This window comes from Pantoea sp. paga, from assembly GCF_007558755.1.
Lineage (GTDB): Bacteria > Pseudomonadota > Gammaproteobacteria > Enterobacterales > Enterobacteriaceae > Pantoea > Pantoea agglomerans.
In genome coordinates this window covers 172,862-192,668 of sequence record NZ_VLTF01000006.1, presented here as the reverse complement: position 1 = coordinate 192,668, position 19,807 = coordinate 172,862, and the positions used below count along the sequence as shown (strand labels likewise).

Here is a 19,807-nt window from a genome sequence, read left to right as displayed (position 1 = left end):
ATGAAACTCTACAATCTTAAGGATCACAACGAGCAGGTCAGCTTCGCCCAGGCGGTGAAACAGGGTCTGGGTTCGCAGCAGGGTCTGTTCTTTCCGCTGGAACTGCCGGAGTTTGAACTGACCGACATCGACGCGATGCTGGAGATGGATTTTGTCAGCCGCAGCAGCAAAATTCTCTCGGCTTTCATTGGTGACGAGATTCCGTCCCCTCAGTTGCATGAGCGTGTTAAAGCCGCTTTTGCTTTTCCGGCCCCGGTGAAAGCCGTCAGCGAAGATATCGCCTGTCTGGAGCTTTTCCACGGCCCGACGCTGGCGTTTAAAGATTTTGGCGGCCGTTTTATGGCGCAGATGCTGTCGTATGTCTCAGGCTCAGATGAGCAGATCACCATTCTCACCGCCACCTCCGGTGATACCGGCGCGGCCGTGGCGCACGCCTTTTACGGCATGAAGAACGTGCGCGTGGTGATTCTCTATCCGCAGGGCAAAATCAGTCCGCTGCAGGAGAAACTCTTCTGTACCCTGGGCGGCAACATCGAAACCATCGCTATCGACGGCGATTTCGATGCCTGCCAGTCGCTGGTGAAACAGGCGTTTGATGATGAAGAGCTGAAACGGGCGATTGGCCTGAACTCGGCTAACTCCATCAACATCAGCCGCCTGCTGGCGCAGATCTGTTACTACTTTGAAGCAGTCGCACAACTGCCACAGGAAAAACGTAATCAGCTGGTGGTGTCAGTGCCGAGCGGTAACTTTGGTGATTTGACCGCCGGTCTGCTGGCGAAATCGCTGGGCCTGCCAATCAAACGCTTTATCGCCGCCACCAACGCCAACGACACGGTGCCGCGCTTCCTGGGCAACGGCGAGTGGCAGCCCAACCAGACGGTCTCTACGCTGTCGAATGCCATGGATGTCAGCCAGCCTAATAACTGGCCGCGTGTGGAAGAGCTGTTCCGCCGTAAAACCTGGCGCTTAACCGATCTGGCCTGCGGTGCGGTCTCGGATGAGACCACGCGCGCCGCCATGCGTGAACTGGCTGAGATGGGCTACATTTCCGAGCCGCATGCCGCCATCGCCTGGCGTCTGCTGCGCGATCAGCTGCAGGAAGGGGAGTATGGTGTGTTCCTGGGAACCGCGCATCCGGCGAAATTCCGCGAAAGCGTGGAAGCGATCCTTGAGCAGACCCTGACGCTGCCGCCGGAGTTAGCGGAGCGCGCCGACCTGCCGCTGCTGTCGCATCAGATGAAGGGTGATTTCGCCTCGCTGCGGGCGTTCCTGCTGAAGTAAAGCTGTGAAAGGCTTCCCGGTTGCGGGAAGCCTGTTTGTGGAAAGCAGAGTGCGCCGGGGTGTTACTGCTCCGCGCGCTTAAAGACCAGCTCGCTCTCGCTGCTGCTGGCCGCGTCAAAACGATAGCCATCCAGATCAAACGCCTTAAGCTGTTCCGGCTTTGTCAGGCGCTGCTGAATCACATAGCGACTCATTAATCCACGCGCCTTTTTGGCATAGAAGCTAATCACTTTGTAACTGCCATTCTTCTCATCGAGGAACACCGGCTTAATCATCTGTGCCTGCAGCATCTTCGGCTTAACCGCCCGGAAATATTCGTCCGAGGCGAGATTGATCAGCACCTCATCACCCTGTTCCGCCAGCGCGGCATTCAGCGTTTCAGTGATGAGATCGCCCCAGAAGGTGTAGAGATCTTTGCCCGCCGGATTCGCCAGGCGAATGCCCATCTCCAGACGGTAAGGCTGCATTAAATCGAGTGGACGCAGCACGCCATACAGACCCGATAACATGCGCAGATGCTGCTGAGCAAAATCGAAATCCTGATCGCTGAAGGTCTCTGCCTGTAAACCGGTGTAGACATCACCTTTGAACGCCAGAATTGCCTGACGGGCATTCTGAGGGGAAAAATCGGGCTGCCAGCTGTTAAAGCGCTCGGCATTCAGGTGCGCCAGTTTGTCGCTGATGCCCATTAACGAGGCGATGCTGGCGGGTGACAGCTCGCGCGCAATTTCAATCAGCTGTTGTGACTTTTCTAACAGCGCAGGCTGGGTGAAACGCGTTGTCGCCAGCGGGCTTTCATAATCCAGCGTCTTGGCGGGAGAGATCACCATCAACATAGTTGCTTCCTCGGTTAATGCCTGGTTTAACAGGGCATTGGCTGCTTATCAGGCTTCGCAGTGTATCAAAAAAGCCGCAAAGAATGACGAATCACACCTATTTGTTCGCGCTATCGTAAACGGCATTCCCTGACCTTGCGCCACCGTTGCCGCGTGATATTATCGCAACAGCCTTTTTTCACACTGACAGTTAACTAAGAGAAAAGAACATGACGGACAAACTTACCTCCCTGCGTCAGCTCACCACCGTAGTAGCCGACACCGGTGATATTGCAGCCATGAAGCTGTATCAGCCACAAGACGCCACCACCAACCCTTCTCTGATTCTCAACGCCGCGCAAATTCCTGAATACCGTAAACTGATCGATGAAGCGATCGGCTGGGCGCGTGAGCAGAGCAGCAACAAAGAAGAGCAGCTGCAGCTGGTTTCTGACAAGCTGGCCGTGAACATTGGTCTGGAAATTCTCAAACTGATCCCAGGCCGCATCTCGACTGAAGTGGATGCGCGTCTCTCTTACGACACTGAAGGCAGCATCGCCAAAGCCCGCAGCCTGATCAAACTCTACAATGATGCCGGTATCAGCAACGACCGCATCCTGATCAAACTGGCCTCTACCTGGCAGGGCATCCGTGCTGCAGAGCAGCTGGAAAAAGAGGGTATCAACTGTAACCTGACGCTGCTGTTCTCCTTTGCTCAGGCGCGTGCCTGTGCTGAAGCGGGCGTGTTCCTGATCTCTCCGTTTGTTGGCCGTATCCTCGACTGGTACAAAGCCAACACCGACAAGAAAGAGTATGCCGCGCACGAAGATCCAGGCGTGGTTTCAGTTTCTGAAATCTACAACTACTACAAGCAGCACGGCTATGAAACCGTGGTGATGGGCGCCAGCTTCCGTAACGTCGGCGAAATCATCGAGCTGGCTGGCTGTGACCGTCTGACCATTTCTCCTGCCCTGCTGAAAGAGCTGGCGGAGAGCGAAGGCACCCTGGAGCGTAAACTGAGCTACAGCGGCGAAGTGAAAGCGCGTCCGGCGCGCATGACCGAGTCTGAGTTCCTGTGGCAGCACAACCAGGATCCGATGGCGGTTGCGAAGCTGGCAGAAGGTATCCGCAATTTTGCCGTTGATCAGGGCAAACTTGAGAAGATGCTGGCAGAACTGCTGTAATCCGTTGACCGTGGCGGCGCAGGCTGCCACGGTTTTCCCTTTTCCGACCCTTTCACTTTATATTATCCTCTCGGCTATTCCTCTTTTACTCCAACCGCACCGCGGTAAATCACAGCGAAGCTAATCATGAATACATTACGCATTGGCCTGATCTCGGTCTCCGATCGCGCCGCGAACGGCATTTATCAGGATCAGGGTATTCCCGCGCTGGAGTGCTGGCTCGGCAGCGCAATCAGCAGCCCGTTTGAGATTGAGTCCCGACTGGTGCCCGACGAGCAGCCGATGATTGAGCAGGCGATTTGCGAACTGGTCGATGAACGTTTTTGCCATCTGGTGTTAACCACCGGCGGCACCGGTCCGGCCCGACGGGATGTCACGCCCGATGCCACCTTAGCCGTTGCCGATCGTGAAATGCCTGGTTTTGGTGAGCAGATGCGCCAGATCAGCCTGCAGTTCGTACCGACCGCGATTCTGTCGCGTCAGGTCGGGGTGATCCGCAAGCAGTCGCTGATCCTCAATCTGCCTGGTCAGCCGAAGTCGATCAAAGAGACGCTGGAAGGGCTGAAGGATGCGCAGGGCACCGTAAAAGTTCACGGCATCTTCGCGTCTGTACCTTATTGTTTACAGTTGCTGGAAGGGCCTTACGTCGAAACGCATTCCGGCGTAGTAGCAGCATTTCGCCCTAAAAGCGCGATACGTGAGATAAATAACTAAATATTCCCCATTTCAGGCATAAGCTATAGCCTTTCTGGTGTGGCAAAAGATTGACGGTATAGTAATAAGATCTTTACAACCTTATCTCTTTTGCCTCTGGAATATTATGAATCCGACTCACACTCAGCGTCTGACCAGTAAGGATTACAAGACCCTGGCGCTGGCCGCGCTGGGCGGCGCGCTGGAATTCTACGACTTCATCATCTTCGTCTTCTTCGCCACCGTGATTGGCGAACTCTTTTTCCCTTCGGATATCCCGGAATGGCTGCGTCAGCTGCAGACGTTTGCCATTTTTGCCGCAGGCTATCTGGCTCGTCCGCTGGGCGGCATCGTGATGGCGCATTTTGGCGATAAGCTCGGGCGCAAAAAGATGTTCAGCCTGAGCATTCTGCTGATGGCGCTGCCGACCCTGATGATGGGCGCTTTACCCACCTGGCAGACGATTGGCATTGCTGCGCCACTACTGATGCTGCTGATGCGGATGTTACAGGGCGCGGCGATTGGCGGTGAAGTGCCGGGCGCCTGGGTGTTTGTCGCGGAACACGTGCCCTATAAACGTATCGGTATCGCCTGCGGCACGCTGACGGCCGGGCTGACCATTGGCATTTTACTGGGTTCGCTGGTAGCCACGCTGATCAATACCTCAATGTCGCAGCAGGCGATCCATGATGGCGGCTGGCGCATCCCGTTCTTCCTCGGCGGCGTGTTCGGGCTGGTCGCGATGTACCTGCGTCGCTGGCTGCATGAGACGCCGGTGTTTATTGAGATGCAGCAGCGTAAAGCGCTGGCTGAAACTCTGCCGCTGAAGACCGTGCTGGCAGAGCATAAAAAGTCGATTGTCATCTCTATGCTGCTGACCTGGCTGCTCTCCGCCTGCATCGTGGTGGTGATCCTGATGTCGCCGGTCTGGCTGCAAAAACAGCAGGGCATCGCGCCGGCGCTGACCCTGCAGGCCAACAGCATCGCCACCGTAATGCTCTGCATTGGCTGCATTATTGCCGGACTCGCTGCCGATCGCTTTGGTGCCAGTCGTACGCTGTGTGTCGGCAGCCTGCTGCTGGCGATCTGTAGCTGGCAGTTTTATCACCTGACCGCCCTCTATCCACAGCAGCTCTTCCTGCTTTATGGCGTGGCGGGACTCAGCGTCGGTATCGTCGGTGTCGTGCCCTTTGTGATGGTGCGCGCCTTTCCGGCAGAAGTGCGTTTTACCGGACTCTCATTTTCCTACAACCTCTCCTATGCGATCTTCGGCGGTCTGACACCCATCTTTGTGTCGCTGCTGATGAACGTCTCAGTGATGGCACCGTGCTGGTATGTGATGGCGCTGGCGGTGGTGGGATTGCTGACGGGGATCTGGCTGCGGCGTGATGTCAGCCACGAGCCTGGCCTGCAGCAGGGGATTAACTCTTTGTGATACAGGGACGCGGAGCCAGGCTCCGCGTCTTTTTTTTATGCGTAAAGGCAGGCTTAAAGCGATTTCGCGCCAATCGGCAGAATGTTGCGGCCAAAGGTTTCGTTCAGCACTTCACCCATCGCCAGATAGCAGGCGCTGGCACCACAGAGTATCCCGACCCAGCCCGCGGACACCACCAGCGCCGGCAGGTGCATAAGATGGGCCACGGCCAGCAGCAGAAACAGCAGCGTGAGCGAGCCGAAAACAAACTGCAGCATCTGCGAACCTTTCAGCGTACCGACGAACATAAACAGCGTGAAGATGCCCCACAGTGCCAGCCAGGCCCCCAGGAAACGTTCGTCAGGCGCTTTCGCCAGTCCCATTTCAGGTAACAGCAGGATCGCCACAAAGCTTAACCAGAACATGCCGTAAGAGGTAAAAGCGGTCAGCCCGAAAGTGTTGTTCTTTTTAAACTCCAGCAGACCGGCCAGCACCTGCGCGATCCCACCATAAAAAATGCCCATCGCTAAAATCGCCACGTCCATGGCAAACAGGCCCGTGTTATGCAGGTTCAGCAAAATGGTCGTCATGCCAAATCCCATTAATCCCAGCGGGGCAGGGTTAGCCAGCGTTGAATTTGCCATAGTTCCTCGGCAGTAAGATGATCGTTGATGTAATAAACGGATTCCGTCCTGCTCCCTGAGGGGAACAAGGCGACGCATCATATTCAGCGCTGTGGCAGCGTTCTTTGATCCCGACAGGGCCAAAGGTAAAAATTTTTTTTTGGTTTAGCCCTTGATGCGCATCGAAGCGGCCCCATTTACTTGTCATCGAGCGTTGTGAACGTTGGAAAAAAAGCATGTGCTGGCAGTTGAATGCAAACAACCCGCCCACATAAAAGGTTCACAACCCAAATTGGCAACGAATTTAAGTGGGAGATGTTTAGATGGGTAAGATTATTGGTATTGACCTGGGTACAACCAACTCTTGTGTTGCGATCATGGATGGCACTAAAGCACGCGTGCTGGAAAATGCCGAGGGCGATCGCACCACGCCTTCAATTATTGCGTATACACAGGATGGCGAAATTCTGGTCGGTCAACCGGCTAAACGTCAGGCAGTGACCAACCCGCAGAATACCCTGTTCGCAATTAAGCGTCTGATCGGTCGTCGCTTCCAGGACGAAGAAGTGCAGCGTGATATTAAAATCATGCCGTACAAAATCACCGGCGCTGACAACGGCGACGCATGGCTGGAAGTGAAAGGTCAGAGAATGGCACCACCGCAGATCTCTGCTGAAGTGCTGAAGAAAATGAAAAAGACCGCCGAAGATTACCTCGGTGAGCCAGTGACTGAAGCCGTGATCACCGTACCGGCTTACTTCAACGATGCGCAGCGTCAGGCGACCAAAGACGCCGGCCGTATCGCGGGTCTGGAAGTCAAACGTATCATTAACGAACCGACTGCTGCTGCACTGGCATACGGTCTGGATAAAGGTCAGGGCAACCGCACCATCGCGGTTTATGACCTGGGTGGCGGTACCTTCGATATCTCAATCATTGAGATCGACGAAGTTGACGGCGAAAAAACCTTTGAAGTTCTGGCGACCAACGGTGACACCCACCTGGGTGGTGAAGACTTCGATAGCCGCCTGATTAACTATCTGGTTGCTGAATTCAAGAAAGACCAGGGCATCGATCTGCACAACGATCCACTGGCGATGCAGCGTCTGAAAGAAGCGGCAGAGAAAGCGAAAATCGAACTTTCTTCTGCACAGCAGACCGACGTTAACCTGCCATACATCACGGCAGATGCGACCGGTCCTAAACACCTGAACATCAAAGTGACTCGCTCTAAACTGGAGTCACTGGTTGAAGATCTGGTTGCTCGCTCAATCGCGCCACTGAAAGTTGCGCTGCAGGATGCCGGACTGTCTGTTTCAGACATCAACGACGTTATCCTGGTGGGTGGTCAGACTCGTATGCCACTGGTTCAGGCCAAAGTGACTGAGTTCTTCGGTAAAGAGCCACGTAAAGACGTGAACCCGGACGAAGCGGTCGCGGTCGGTGCTGCGGTTCAGGGTGGTGTACTGGGTGGCGACGTGAAAGACGTGCTGCTGCTGGACGTTACCCCGCTGTCACTGGGTATCGAAACCATGGGTGGCGTGATGACTTCGCTGATCAGCAAGAACACCACCATCCCAACCAAGCACAGCCAGGTCTTCTCGACTGCTGAAGATAACCAGTCAGCCGTGACCATTCACGTGCTGCAGGGTGAGCGTAAGCGCGCCAATGACAACAAGTCACTGGGCCAGTTCAACCTCGACGGTATCCAGAACGCGCCACGCGGTCTGCCGCAGATCGAAGTGACCTTCGACATCGATGCGGATGGTATCCTGCACGTGTCGGCGAAAGATAAGAACAGCGGTAAAGAGCAGAAAATCACCATCAAAGCCTCTTCAGGTCTGAGCGATGAAGAGATCCAGAAAATGGTGCGTGATGCGGAAGCGAACGCTGAATCTGACCGCAAGTTCGAAGAGCTGGTACAGACGCGTAACCAGGGCGATCAGATTGCCCACAGCACGCGTAAGCAGCTGGACGAAGCGGGCGACAAACTGTCTGCTGATGACAAAGCGCCAATCGAAGCCGCTCTGGCCGCGCTGGAAACTGCGCTGAGAGGCGAAGACAAAGCGGAAATCGACGCCAAAATGCAGGCGCTGATGGAAGTGTCCGGCAAACTGATGGAAGCAGCACAGCAGTCTCAGGCGGGTGCAGCGGATGCCGGTGACGCGTCAGCGAAGAAAGATGACGATGTTGTCGATGCTGAATTCGAAGAAGTAAAAGACAACAAGAAATAATTGCCCCTGACCGGGCGCGACGGTTGGCCTGACAGCCGTTGAAACCAGCACGGGCGTAGGAGATCTCTCCACGCCCGTGCGATCATGTTAAGGGCTAAATAAACATGGCGAAGAGTGATTACTACGAGATTTTAGGCGTCGCCAAATCCGCGGACGAGCGTGAAATCAAAAAGGCTTACAAACGCCTGGCAATGAAATTTCACCCGGACCGTAATCCCGGTGACAAAGAAGCCGAAGCCAAATTCAAAGAGGTCAAGGAAGCGTACGAAATCCTGACCGATGCGCAGAAGCGTGCGGCCTACGATCAATATGGTCATGCAGCCTTTGAACAGGGCGGTATGGGGGGCGGTGGATACGGCGGCGGCGGCTTTGGTGGCGGCGGCGCAGACTTCAGCGATATCTTTGGCGACGTGTTCGGTGACATCTTTGGTGGTGGACGCCGTCAGCGCGCCTCCCGTGGCGCCGATTTACGCTACAACATGGAGCTGTCGCTGGAAGAAGCGGTACGCGGCGTGACCAAAGAGATCCGCATTCCAACGCTGGAAGAGTGTGACGTCTGCCACGGCAGCGGCGCGAAAGCGGGAACGCAGCCACAAACCTGTTCAACCTGTCACGGTGCAGGCCAGGTGCAGATGCGCCAGGGCTTCTTCACCGTTCAGCAGGCCTGTCCGACCTGTCATGGTCGCGGCTCGGTGATTAAAGATCCGTGCAACGCCTGTCATGGTCATGGCCGCGTTGAGAAGTCGAAAACGCTGTCAGTGAAAATCCCGGCAGGGGTCGACACCGGCGATCGCATTCGTCTGAGCGGCGAAGGCGAAGCGGGCGAGCAGGGCGCACCAGCAGGCGATCTCTACGTTCAGGTCTCGGTGAAGAAACACCCGATCTTCGAACGTGAAGAGAACAATCTCTACTGTGAAGTGCCGATCAACTTTGCGATGGCAGCGCTGGGCGGTGAGATTGAAGTACCGACCCTGGATGGTCGCGTGAAGCTGAAAGTGCCGTCAGAAACTCAGACCGGCAAGCTGTTCCGCATGCGCGGACGTGGCGTGAAATCTGTGCGTGGCGGCGCGGTCGGCGATCTGCTGTGTCGTGTCGTGGTGGAAACACCGGTCAGCCTGAATGAGAAACAGAAAGCGCTGTTGCGTGAACTGGAAGAGAGTTTTGGCGGTCCGAGCGGCGAGCATAACAGCCCACGCTCCAAGAGCTTTTTCGATGGCGTGAAAAAATTCTTTGATGATCTGACTCGTTAAGTCTGCCTGATAAAAAGCGGAGCCCCGGCTCTGATGCTGATCAGTTAAGATTAGATTTGTAAAGGCTGTCACGGTCAAACGTGGCAGCTTTTTTTTTGGGCGAGCGAGCTGCAGTGCGGGCCAGCGCACCTCTGCTGCTGCCGGGCCGTCCTCGCGCCGCTCACGCGGTACCTTCGGCTTTGAGCCTCAACTCTCGTGCCCTTCTTAACAATACACACTGAAGTTTCAGAGCAGGCCCGGCACCAGACTGCGTTATCACCTGTCGCTTAACTGACCAGCATTAGAGTCCCGGCTCCGCTTTTTTTTACTTTAAATCCCCCGCCTGTGATGGCTGCATTATCTCTCCCTCACCGCAGCATTCATAAAAAAGCCGACGTTTACTGCCGCTACCGCTCGGCTAAACCGAGCATATAGCGCGGTATAAGCTGCTTTTAACGAACTATATGAATCGTTACACTGTTTAATATTCTGTCTCTGCTCAGGAAGATGAACGTTGAACAAGCCGCGCAAATTAAAGAATCTGCTAAAAAGTTTTATTGAAAGTGATGCCAGCAATGGCGTGATGTTGATCGTGGCGGCAGTCGCGGCGATGATCCTCGCCAATACGGCCGCTACCGCCCAGGGTTACCAGGCGTTACTGAATGAACCGGTACAAATCCGCTTCGGGGCGCTGGATATCAGCAAAAACTTGCTGTTGTGGATCAACGATGCACTGATGGCGCTTTTCTTTCTGGTTATTGGCCTGGAAGTAAAGCGGGAGTTGATGGTCGGCGAACTTGCCAGCCGTGACAAGGCGATCTTCCCGGTCATCGCGGCAATAGGCGGCATGGCGTTACCCGCTCTGATCTTCCTGTTTTTCAACCATGGTGATGAGATTGCACGCAACGGCTGGGCCATTCCCACCGCAACCGATATCGCTTTTGCGCTGGGTGTGCTGGCCCTTCTGGGTAGCCGTGTTCCCGTTGCGCTGAAAGTCTTTCTGATGGCACTGGCGATTATTGATGACCTGGGTGCCATTGTGATTATCGCTCTTTTCTATACCAGTGACCTCTCAGTGCTCTCCCTGTGCGTGGCTGCTGGCGCCATTGTCGTGCTGGCACTCCTGAACCGCTTTAACGTCCGTAAAATCTCAATTTATATACTGGTGGGCATCGTGCTCTGGACCGCCGTGCTGAAGTCGGGCGTCCACGCAACCCTGGCTGGCGTCATTGTGGGCTTCTTCGTGCCTCTGGAGAAGAAAGAGGGGCACTCTCCAGCGGAACATCTGGCGCATGGTCTGATGCCGTGGGTGAACTGGATGATTCTGCCGCTGTTTGCCTTTGCTAATGCCGGTATCTCACTTGCTGGCATTACGCTGAGTGATGTCCTCTCGCCTGAACCGTCAGGCATCATCCTCGGCCTGCTAATCGGTAAGCCACTAGGCATTACCCTGTTCTGCTGGCTGGCGGTAAAATTGCGGCTGGCGGTATTACCCAACGGCACAACCATACGCGATATTATGGCGATTGGCGTGCTGTGCGGCATTGGCTTCACTATGTCAATTTTTATCAGTTCGCTGGCCTTTGATGCCGCGCATGAACAGCTGGTGACCTTTTCAAAACTGGGCATTCTGACCGGCTCTCTGCTTTCAGCTGTCATCGGCTATACGCTGCTGCGAATTAAACTGCGTTAATGGAGAGGAGGCGAAAGCCTCCTTTTTGCTATGAATCAGCTCAATTTCAATCATCTCTACTACTTCTGGCACGCCTGCCGTGCGGGATCGATAGCTGGCGCAGCAGAGGCACTCTCCCTGACGCCACAGACCATTACCGGGCAGATTAAGGCACTGGAGGAGCGCCTGCAGGGCAAACTGTTCCGGCGTCAGGGACGGGGCCTGGTACCGACTGAACTGGGACAGCTGGTTTTTCGCTATGCTGACCGCATGTTTATGCTGGGTCAGGAGATGCTGGATATTGTGAATTACCGCAAAGAGTCCCATCTGCTGCTGGATGTAGGCGTAGCAGATGCGCTCTCAAAGCAGCTGGTCAGCAAGGTGCTGGAGACGGCGGTGGTCGCAGAGGAGAAAATTCATCTGCGCTGTTTTGAATCGACCCACGAAATGCTGCTGGAGCAGCTCAGTCAGCATAAGCTGGATATGATTATCTCTGACTGCTCCATCGACCCCACCCAACAGGAAGGGCTGTTTTCGGTGAAGCTGGGGGAATGTGCGATCAGTTTCTGGTCAACCCAGCCGCTCAGCGATATTTCTTTTCCGGCCTGCCTTGAGACGCGTCCCCTGCTGATTCCGGGTCGCCGCTCCATGCTGGGGCGAAAAATCCTCAACTGGATCAGCACCCAGGGGCTGCAGGTGGAGATTCTGGGTGAGTTCGATGATGCGGCACTGATGACGGCGTTTGGTGCGCGACAGAATGCGATTTTTGTCGCGCCTTTGCTGGAGATGGGGCAGCGGGAGGGAATATATGAAGCCGGGCGGCTCGATGCGGTATCAGAGGAGTATCACATACTGTTTGCGGAGCGGATGATTCAGCATCCGGCGGTGCAGCGACTGTGTCACGCAGACTTCAGCGGACTCTTTCCCCGCCAGGGTACAGACGAAAAAAAACCGGCGTAAGCGCCGGCTTTTTTAACAAAGCGATTAACAACAGGCGATTAAGCCAGTTTGTTGATCTGTGCAGTCAGGTTAGACTTATAACGTGCAGCTTTGTTCTTGTGGATCAGACCTTTAGCAGCCTGACGGTCCACGAGTGGTTGCATTTCATTGAATGCGTTCTGCGCAGCAGCTTTGTCGCCTGAAGCGATCGCCGCGTATACTTTCTTAACGAAGGTACGCATCATAGAGCGGCGGCTAGCGTTATGCTTACGGCGTTTCTCAGATGTTACGGCGCGTTTCTTAGCTGATTTGATATTAGCCAAGGTACAACTCCCAAATGTGTTCTATAGAGACAAATCAAAGGCCGAGGACTATGCCCTTCTAACCTGATTTTGTCAATGGATTTGTGCAAATAAGCGTCGCCCTGAGAGCGGCACTCGGTTACGTATTTGATGGCGCAGGATTCTACCAGCTTCCCCTCGCTGAATACAGTATTTCGCGACAAAATTCTTAACATGCGCTTCTGCAACAGGAAATGCAGCGCCTAAAGCATGAAAGGCGTGCTGACGGGTTAACCTGAGTCGCTTTCAAGGGTATAATCCGCCGATTTCCACCGGTTTGGGCCAGCCATGAAGTTTATCCGCGGTATTCATAATCTTAACGAGCAGCATCGCGGCTGCGTTCTGACCATTGGTAATTTCGATGGCGTACACCGTGGGCATCAGGCGCTGATGTCGCGGCTGTGTGAAGAGGGACGTAAGCGTAATCTGCCGGTGGTGGTCATGGTTTTTGAGCCACAGCCGCTGGAGCTGTTTGCCGGTGACAAAGCGCCGGCTCGTCTGACGCGTCTGCGTGAAAAATTGCGATATATGGCGGAAGCCGGCGTCGATAAAGTGTTGTGCGTGCGGTTCGACCGTCGCTTTGCGGCCTTGTCCGCCCAGCGTTTTATCAGTGACCTGTTAGTCGAAAAGCTGGACGTAAAGTACCTTGCGGTAGGCGATGATTTCCGCTTCGGCGCTGGTCGCCAGGGTGATTTCCTGTTATTACAGAAAGCCGGTGCAGAGTACGGCTTTGAGGTCGTCAGCACCGAAACCTTCTGTGATGGCGGTAAGCGAATCAGCAGTACTGCCGTGCGTCAGGCGCTGGCCGTGGATGATTTAGCGCTGGCGCAGTCGCTGCTTGGTCACCCTTTCACTATTTCCGGCCGCGTTGTGCACGGTGATGCACTGGGACGCACGCTGGGTTTCCCCACGGCGAACCTCCCTTTACGCCGTAGCGTCTCGCCGGTGAAAGGGGTTTATGCAGTGGAGGTACGGGGTCTGACGCCCGAGCCACTGCCAGGTGTCGCCAATATCGGCACCCGCCCGACCGTAAAAGGTTTACGCCAGCAGCTTGAAGTTCACCTGCTCGACATCAATATGGATCTCTATGGTCGTCACATTGATGTGGTGCTGAAACAGAAAATACGAAACGAGCAGCGCTTTGCCTCACTGGAGGCGTTGAAAGAACAAATTGCGAACGATGTGGTAACGGCCCGGCAGTTCTTTGGGCTGCTTTAACCTGAGCGAAAAACGGAATCGAGAATCTGATGAGTGACTATAAATCTACCCTGAATTTGCCGGAAACGGGATTCCCGATGCGTGGCGATCTGGCCAAACGCGAACCGGGAATGTTGCAACGCTGGTATGCCGACAATCTGTACGGCATCATCCGCGAAGCCAAAAAAGGGAAAAAAACCTTTATCCTGCATGATGGCCCTCCGTATGCGAACGGCAGCATTCATATTGGTCACTCCGTTAACAAGATTCTGAAAGACATTATCGTTAAGTCGAAAGGCATGGCGGGTTATGACTCGCCGTATGTGCCGGGCTGGGACTGTCACGGTCTGCCAATCGAACACAAAGTTGAGCAGATGATCGGCAAGCCAGGCGAGAAAGTCACCGCTGCTGAATTCCGCGAAGCGTGCCGCAAATACGCCGCGGAACAGGTTGAAGGCCAGAAGGCGGACTTTATCCGTCTGGGCGTGCTGGGCGACTGGGATCGTCCTTACCTGACCATGGATTTCGGTACCGAAGCCAACATCATTCGTGCGCTGAGTAAAATCATCGGCAACGGCCACCTGCACAAAGGCGCGAAGCCCGTGCACTGGTGCCTGGATTGCCGTTCTGCCTTAGCAGAAGCGGAAGTGGAGTATTACGACAAGACTTCGCCTTCAATCGACGTGATGTTCAACGCTATCGATGCCGACGCGGTGCGTCAGGCATTTGGTGTGGCACAGGTTAATGGCCCGATTTCAATGGTGATCTGGACGACGACACCGTGGACGCTGCCGGCTAACCGCGCCATCTCGTTAAACGCGGAATTTGAGTATCAGCTGCTGCAGATCGACGGTCGCGCGCTGATCCTGGCAAAAGATCTGGTCGAGAGCGTGATGAAGCGCGCGGGCGTCAGCGAATGGCAGGTACTGGGCGAATGCAAAGGCGCGGCGCTGGAGTTGCAAAAATTCCAGCATCCGTTCCTGGCGCTTGAGTCGCTGGTAGTGCTGGGCGATCACGTCACCCTGGAAGCAGGTACCGGAGCAGTCCACACGGCACCTGGCCACGGCCCGGATGACTATGTTATCGGTCAGAAATATGGCATCGAAACCGCCAATCCGGTCGGACCGGATGGCCGCTATCTGCCAGGCACCTATCCGACGCTGGATGGGGTCAACGTCTTTAAAGCCAACGACATGATCGTTGAGCTGCTGAAAGAGAAGGGCGCGCTGCTGCACGTTGAGAAACTGCTGCACAGCTACCCGCACTGCTGGCGCCATAAAACGCCGATCATCTTCCGCGCCACGCCGCAATGGTTCATCAGCATGGATCAGAAAGGATTGCGTGCGCAGTCGCTGAAGGAGATCAAAGGCGTGCAGTGGATCCCGGACTGGGGCCAGGCGCGTATCGAATCGATGGTGGCGAACCGTCCTGACTGGTGTATCTCTCGTCAGCGTACCTGGGGCGTACCGATGGCGCTGTTCGTTCATAAAGAGAGCGAAGAGCTGCATCCGGACACGCTGGCGCTGATGGAGAAAGTTGCGCAGCGCGTTGAGCAGGAGGGGATTCAGGCCTGGTGGGATCTCGATCCGCGCGAACTGATGGGCGACGATGCCGATCATTACGTAAAAGTGCCGGATACGCTGGATGTCTGGTTTGACTCCGGTTCAACCAGCTATTCCGTGGTTGATGCGCGTCCGGAATTTGGCGGACATGCGCCTGACCTCTATCTGGAAGGGTCCGATCAGCATCGCGGCTGGTTTATGTCCTCGCTGATGATCTCCACGGCGATGAAGGGCAAAGCGCCTTATCGTCAGGTACTGACGCACGGTTTCACCGTGGATGGTCAGGGCCGCAAGATGTCGAAATCGATCGGTAACACGGTTGCGCCGCAGGATGTGATGAACAAACTGGGCGCCGATATTCTGCGCCTGTGGGTGGCATCAACCGACTACTCGGGCGAAATGGCGGTCTCCGATGAGATCCTCAAGCGCTCTGCCGATGCCTATCGCCGCATCCGTAACACCGCGCGTTTCCTGCTGGCTAACCTCAGCGGCTTTAACCCGGCTACCGATCTGGTGAAACCGGAAGAGATGGTGGTGGTGGATCGCTGGGCCGTCGGTCGCGCTCAGGCGGCACAGGCCGATATCGTTGCCTCTTACGAGAACTACGATTTCCACGAGGTGATCCAGCGTCTGATGCAGTTCTGCTCAATTGAGATGGGCAGCTTCTATCTCGACATCATCAAGGATCGTCAGTACACCGCGAAAGGTGATGGCCTGGCGCGTCGCAGTTGCCAGACCGCACTGTGGCATATCGTCGAAGCGCTGGTACGCTGGATGGCACCGATCATGTCCTTTACGGCAGATGAGATCTGGGGCTACCTGCCAGGCGAACGTGCGCAGTATGTCTTCACCGAAGAGTGGTATCAGGGGCTGTTTGGCCTGGCTGAAGATGAAGCGCTGAATGACGCCTACTGGGCTGAGCTGCTGAAAGTGCGTGGCGAAGTGAACAAGGTGATCGAGCAGGCGCGTGCGGATAAACGTATCGGTGGCGCACTGGAAGCAACGGTCACGCTCTATGCCGATCCGGAGCTGGCGGCTAAACTGCAGGCGCTGGGTAATGAGCTGCGCTTTGTGCTGCTGACTTCTGGCGCACAGGTGGCTGATTACGCCCTGGCGAACGACGAAGCGCAGCAGAGTGAACTGCTGAAAGGTCTGAAAATCGCGCTGCACAAGGCGGAAGGCGAGAAATGTCAGCGCTGCTGGCATTACACTACCGACGTCGGACAGAATCCTGAGCATGCTGAGGTCTGCGGTCGTTGTTACACTAACGTAGCCGGTGACGGCGAACAGCGTGAATTCGCCTGATGCGTAAACCTATTTTATCAACCGGATTGCGCTGGCTGTGGCTGGTGCTGGTGGTGATTGTTGTCGACTTCGCCAGTAAGCAGTGGGTGATGAACAACATGATGCTGCATGAAACCCAGCCGCTGATGCCCTACCTGAACCTGTTCTACGCGCACAACTACGGCGCGGCGTTCAGTTTCCTGGCGGACAAAGGCGGCTGGCAGCGCTGGTTCTTTGCCGGTATTGCGCTGGCTATCGTGATCTCACTGGTCGTGATGATGTATCGTAATCATGCCAGTCAGAAGATCGCTAACATCGCGTATGCCCTGATCATCGGCGGCGCGATAGGCAATCTGTTTGATCGCTCATACCATGGCTTTGTGGTCGATTTTATCGATTTCTATGTCGGTAACTGGCACTTCGCTACATTTAATATCGCTGACTGCGGCATCTGTATCGGTGCTGCATTGGTGGTGCTGGAGGGCTTTTTCAGCCCGAACGGCAAACAGGCTAAACAGAAAGGGTAAGTGATGACTGAGTCCGTACAGCGCGAAAGCGCGGTGTTGGTGCATTTTACGCTGAAGCTGGAAGATGGCTCGACGGCGGAATCGACCCGTGCAAACGGCAAGCCCGCGCTGTTCCGTCTCGGTGATGGCAGCCTCTCTGCGGCACTTGAGCAGGCACTGCTGGGGCTGAAAGCGGGTGAAACTAAACAGTTTACCCTGGAACCGGACGACGCCTTTGGCGGCGTCAGCCCTGACCTGATCCAGTATTTCTCGCGTCGGGACTTTATCGATGCGGGTGAGCCGGAAGTGGGAGCCATCATGCTGTTCAGCGGCATGGGCGGCAGTGAAATGCCTGGCGTGATCCGTGAAATCTCCGGTGACTCTATCACCGTGGATTTCAACCATCCGCTGGCAGGTCGTCGTATTCAGTTTGATGTAGAGGTGCTGGAAATCGATCCCGCACTGGAGGCCAACGATGCAAATCCTGTTAGCTAATCCGCGCGGCTTCTGCGCTGGCGTTGATCGTGCCATCAGTATTGTTGAGCGCGCGCTGGAGATGTATGGCGCGCCAATCTATGTCCGTCACGAAGTGGTGCATAACCGTTACGTGGTAAACAGCCTGCGTGAGCGCGGTGCCATCTTCATTGAAGAGATCAGTGAAGTGCCGGATAACGCGATTCTGATCTTCTCCGCACACGGTGTTTCTCAGGCGGTGCGTGCCGAAGCCAAAGCGCGCAATCTGACCATGCTGTTTGACGCCACCTGTCCGCTTGTGACCAAAGTGCATATGGAAGTGGCACGCGCCAGCCGTAAAGGCGTTGAAGCGATACTGATTGGTCATGCAGGTCATCCGGAAGTCGAAGGCACCATGGGGCAGTACAACAACCCTAATGGCGGCATGTATCTGGTGGAGTCACCGGAAGATGTCTTCAGGCTGACCGTCAAAGACGAAAATAATCTGAGCTTCATGACGCAGACCACGCTGTCGGTGGACGACACCTCTGACATCATTGATGCCCTGCGTCAGCGTTTCCCGGCGATCATCGGGCCGCGTAAAGATGATATCTGCTACGCCACCACCAACCGTCAGGAAGCGGTTCGTACCCTGGCGAAAGATGCGGAAGTGGTGCTGGTGGTGGGGTCGAAGAACTCCTCCAACTCTAACCGTCTGGCTGAGCTGGCTCAGCGTGCCGGTAAGCTGGCGAAGCTGATCGACTCTGCGGATGATATTCAGGAAGAGTGGGTTAAAGGCGTGGCCTGCATCGGCGTCACGGCAGGCGCGTCAGCGCCCGATATTCTGGTGCAGCAGGTGATCCAGCGGCTGCGTGAACTGGGCGGCGAAGCGGCAATTGAGCTGATTGGCCGTGAAGAGAATATTGTCTTCGAAGTGCCCAAAGAGCTGCGTGTCGAAGTGCGTAACGTGCAGTAACTCATCGATATTACTGATAAAAAGGCCGACTCTGTTCGGCCTTTTTTGTTTTTTGAATCTGACAAAAAAAGCCGTTATTTGCTGCGGTGATTGCTTTTACTGATAATCGCGGGCGGCTGGCATAAAATTCTTATTATCACGGATTAATAGTGGCGTGACTGTTAACTCATCGTTAACCTGATGACGCTTTGGATGCATAGTTTTGTTTTAGGAATGAATAAATATGAACACAATCCGCATTGCTATTGTGGGTGCGCCGGGCCGTATGGGCCGTAATCTGATTCAGGCGACGCAGCAGGCAGAAGGCGCAGAACTGGGTGCGGCACTGGCTCGCCCAGGCTCATCGCTGACCGGCAGCGACGCTGGTGAATTAGCGGGCATCGGGAAAAATGGCATCATCATCGCTGACGATTTACGCGCGGTGATTAACGATTTTGATGTGCTGGTCGACTTCACCCGCCCGGAAGGCACGCTGGAGTATATGGCGATCTGCCGTGAGCAGGGCAAAGCGATGGTGATCGGCACCACCGGTTTTGATGAAGCAGGCAAAGCGGCCATTCGCGCCGCGGCGGAAGATATCCCCATTGTGTTCGCCGCTAACTTCAGCGTGGGGGTTAACCTGGTGCTGAAGCTGCTGGAGAAGGCTGCCAAAGTGATGGGGGAGTACGCGGATATTGAGATCGTTGAAGCGCATCACCGCCATAAAGTCGATGCGCCCTCCGGGACCGCGCTGGCGATGGGTGAGGCAATTGCCGATGCGATGCAGTGGAAACTGGATGAGCATGCGGTCTATACGCGTGAGGGCCACACCGGCGAACGCCAGCCGCAGAGCATCGGTTTTGCGACAGTACGCGCGGGTGACATCGTCGGTGAGCATACTGCAATGTTTGCAGATATCGGCGAGCGCGTAGAGATAACCCACAAGGCTTCAAGCCGTATGACCTTTGCAAATGGCGCGGTTAAGTCCGCTTTGTGGTTGAAAGACAAAAAATCTGGCCTGTTTGATATGCGTGATGTGCTGGATTTGTCGATGTTGTGAGTGTTGTGAACCATCGTGATGTGGTTGTTTCAATCGATAATCGCTTGATTGAAAAGGGGCAATGTTTTCATTGCCCTTAATTTTATCTGAAATATGCCTTCACGGCATAAAATCCAGCTCTGGCTCGTTTTTTCGCCTGTTTTATTCATTTATTTGCACTGCCGGATGCTATTTTTGACCATTTGGTCAAAAATAAAGGCCACGCTGCTTCTGTTTTGCTTTTATGCTGCCTGGCAAACGATTATTCCGCCGAGTTTTCCTCTCTTTTTGCTGCTTATGCCCGTTATTTTCCTCAGAAGGCAGATAAGGGTGAAAAAATCCCGCCGCAGGGTAGACAATGGCCAGGGCGATCATTAGAATGC

At 55.0% G+C, this 19,807-nt stretch carries 17 protein-coding genes; 14 read left to right on the top strand and 3 right to left on the bottom strand.

Annotated features, from left to right (window positions below; all coding sequences use genetic code 11):
• Positions 1 to 1,284, top strand: a complete 1,284-nt coding sequence (thrC, locus tag FOV68_RS16865) for a threonine synthase (RefSeq protein ID WP_039386444.1) — start codon at positions 1 to 3, stop codon at positions 1,282 to 1,284.
• A 62-nt stretch (positions 1,285 to 1,346) separates the two neighbouring features.
• Here the strand turns inward: thrC and yaaA are convergent, their stop codons facing one another.
• Positions 1,347 to 2,120: a peroxide stress protein YaaA gene (yaaA, locus tag FOV68_RS16860; RefSeq protein ID WP_109652420.1), complete on the bottom strand. Its 774-nt coding sequence runs from the start codon at positions 2,118 to 2,120 to the stop codon at positions 1,347 to 1,349.
• Between the two features lie 209 nt (positions 2,121 to 2,329).
• On the opposite strand from yaaA, the gene tal reads away from it, so the two are divergent.
• The 3 genes from tal to FOV68_RS16845 all read left to right on the top strand — a co-directional run bounded on the left by tal (position 2,330) and on the right by FOV68_RS16845 (position 5,411).
• Positions 2,330 to 3,283: a transaldolase gene (gene tal / locus FOV68_RS16855; protein WP_013356716.1), complete on the top strand. Its 954-nt coding sequence runs from the start codon at positions 2,330 to 2,332 to the stop codon at positions 3,281 to 3,283.
• Between the two features lie 126 nt (positions 3,284 to 3,409).
• Complete coding sequence (gene mog / locus FOV68_RS16850; RefSeq protein WP_143991244.1) at positions 3,410 to 3,997, top strand: molybdopterin adenylyltransferase; 588 nt, start codon at positions 3,410 to 3,412, stop codon at positions 3,995 to 3,997.
• A gap of 106 nt (positions 3,998 to 4,103) precedes the next feature.
• Positions 4,104 to 5,411, top strand: coding sequence for an MFS transporter (locus FOV68_RS16845; RefSeq protein WP_064703481.1), 1,308 nt, complete (start codon positions 4,104 to 4,106; stop codon positions 5,409 to 5,411).
• A gap of 53 nt (positions 5,412 to 5,464) precedes the next feature.
• On the opposite strand, the gene satP is transcribed toward FOV68_RS16845, so the two are convergent.
• Positions 5,465 to 6,034, bottom strand: coding sequence for an acetate uptake transporter (gene satP / locus FOV68_RS16840; protein ID WP_143991243.1), 570 nt, complete (start codon positions 6,032 to 6,034; stop codon positions 5,465 to 5,467).
• 302 nt (positions 6,035 to 6,336) lie between these two features.
• Between satP and dnaK the strand changes: the two genes are divergently transcribed.
• The 4 genes from dnaK to nhaR all read left to right on the top strand — a co-directional run bounded on the left by dnaK (position 6,337) and on the right by nhaR (position 12,108).
• Positions 6,337 to 8,247: a molecular chaperone DnaK gene (gene dnaK / locus FOV68_RS16835; RefSeq protein ID WP_031593939.1), complete on the top strand. Its 1,911-nt coding sequence runs from the start codon at positions 6,337 to 6,339 to the stop codon at positions 8,245 to 8,247.
• A gap of 104 nt (positions 8,248 to 8,351) precedes the next feature.
• A complete protein-coding gene (gene dnaJ / locus FOV68_RS16830) occupies positions 8,352 to 9,497 on the top strand; it encodes a molecular chaperone DnaJ (protein WP_010253699.1) in 1,146 nt (381 codons plus the stop codon).
• Between the two features lie 493 nt (positions 9,498 to 9,990).
• Positions 9,991 to 11,169, top strand: coding sequence for a Na+/H+ antiporter NhaA (gene nhaA, locus FOV68_RS16825; protein ID WP_031593937.1), 1,179 nt, complete (start codon positions 9,991 to 9,993; stop codon positions 11,167 to 11,169).
• Between the two features lie 30 nt (positions 11,170 to 11,199).
• Complete coding sequence (nhaR, locus tag FOV68_RS16820; RefSeq protein ID WP_039386454.1) at positions 11,200 to 12,108, top strand: transcriptional activator NhaR; 909 nt, start codon at positions 11,200 to 11,202, stop codon at positions 12,106 to 12,108.
• A gap of 38 nt (positions 12,109 to 12,146) precedes the next feature.
• On the opposite strand, the gene rpsT is transcribed toward nhaR, so the two are convergent.
• A complete protein-coding gene (gene rpsT, locus FOV68_RS16815; RefSeq protein ID WP_008925553.1) occupies positions 12,147 to 12,410 on the bottom strand; it encodes a 30S ribosomal protein S20 in 264 nt (87 codons plus the stop codon).
• Positions 12,411 to 12,716: 306 nt separating this feature from the next.
• On the opposite strand from rpsT, the gene ribF reads away from it, so the two are divergent.
• From ribF to dapB, 6 genes are all read left to right on the top strand, one after another.
• The gene (ribF, locus tag FOV68_RS16810; protein WP_010253714.1) at positions 12,717 to 13,646 is read left to right on the top strand and encodes a bifunctional riboflavin kinase/FAD synthetase; all 930 of its coding nucleotides are present in this window, start codon (positions 12,717 to 12,719) and stop codon (positions 13,644 to 13,646) included.
• 29 nt (positions 13,647 to 13,675) lie between these two features.
• A complete protein-coding gene (ileS, locus tag FOV68_RS16805) occupies positions 13,676 to 16,492 on the top strand; it encodes an isoleucine--tRNA ligase (RefSeq protein ID WP_031593935.1) in 2,817 nt (938 codons plus the stop codon).
• Positions 16,492 to 16,998, top strand: a complete 507-nt coding sequence (gene lspA, locus FOV68_RS16800; protein WP_010253719.1) for a signal peptidase II — start codon at positions 16,492 to 16,494, stop codon at positions 16,996 to 16,998. The genes ileS and lspA overlap by 1 nt, the downstream gene beginning before the upstream one ends.
• A 3-nt stretch (positions 16,999 to 17,001) precedes the next feature.
• A complete protein-coding gene (fkpB, locus tag FOV68_RS16795; RefSeq protein ID WP_010253720.1) occupies positions 17,002 to 17,472 on the top strand; it encodes an FKBP-type peptidyl-prolyl cis-trans isomerase in 471 nt (156 codons plus the stop codon).
• The gene (ispH, locus tag FOV68_RS16790; RefSeq protein WP_010253724.1) at positions 17,453 to 18,406 is read left to right on the top strand and encodes a 4-hydroxy-3-methylbut-2-enyl diphosphate reductase; all 954 of its coding nucleotides are present in this window, start codon (positions 17,453 to 17,455) and stop codon (positions 18,404 to 18,406) included. Before fkpB ends, ispH begins: the two co-directional genes overlap by 20 nt.
• A gap of 223 nt (positions 18,407 to 18,629) precedes the next feature.
• Positions 18,630 to 19,445, top strand: coding sequence for a 4-hydroxy-tetrahydrodipicolinate reductase (gene dapB, locus FOV68_RS16785; RefSeq protein ID WP_010253726.1), 816 nt, complete (start codon positions 18,630 to 18,632; stop codon positions 19,443 to 19,445).
• The last annotated feature ends 362 nt before the right edge of the window (positions 19,446 to 19,807 follow it).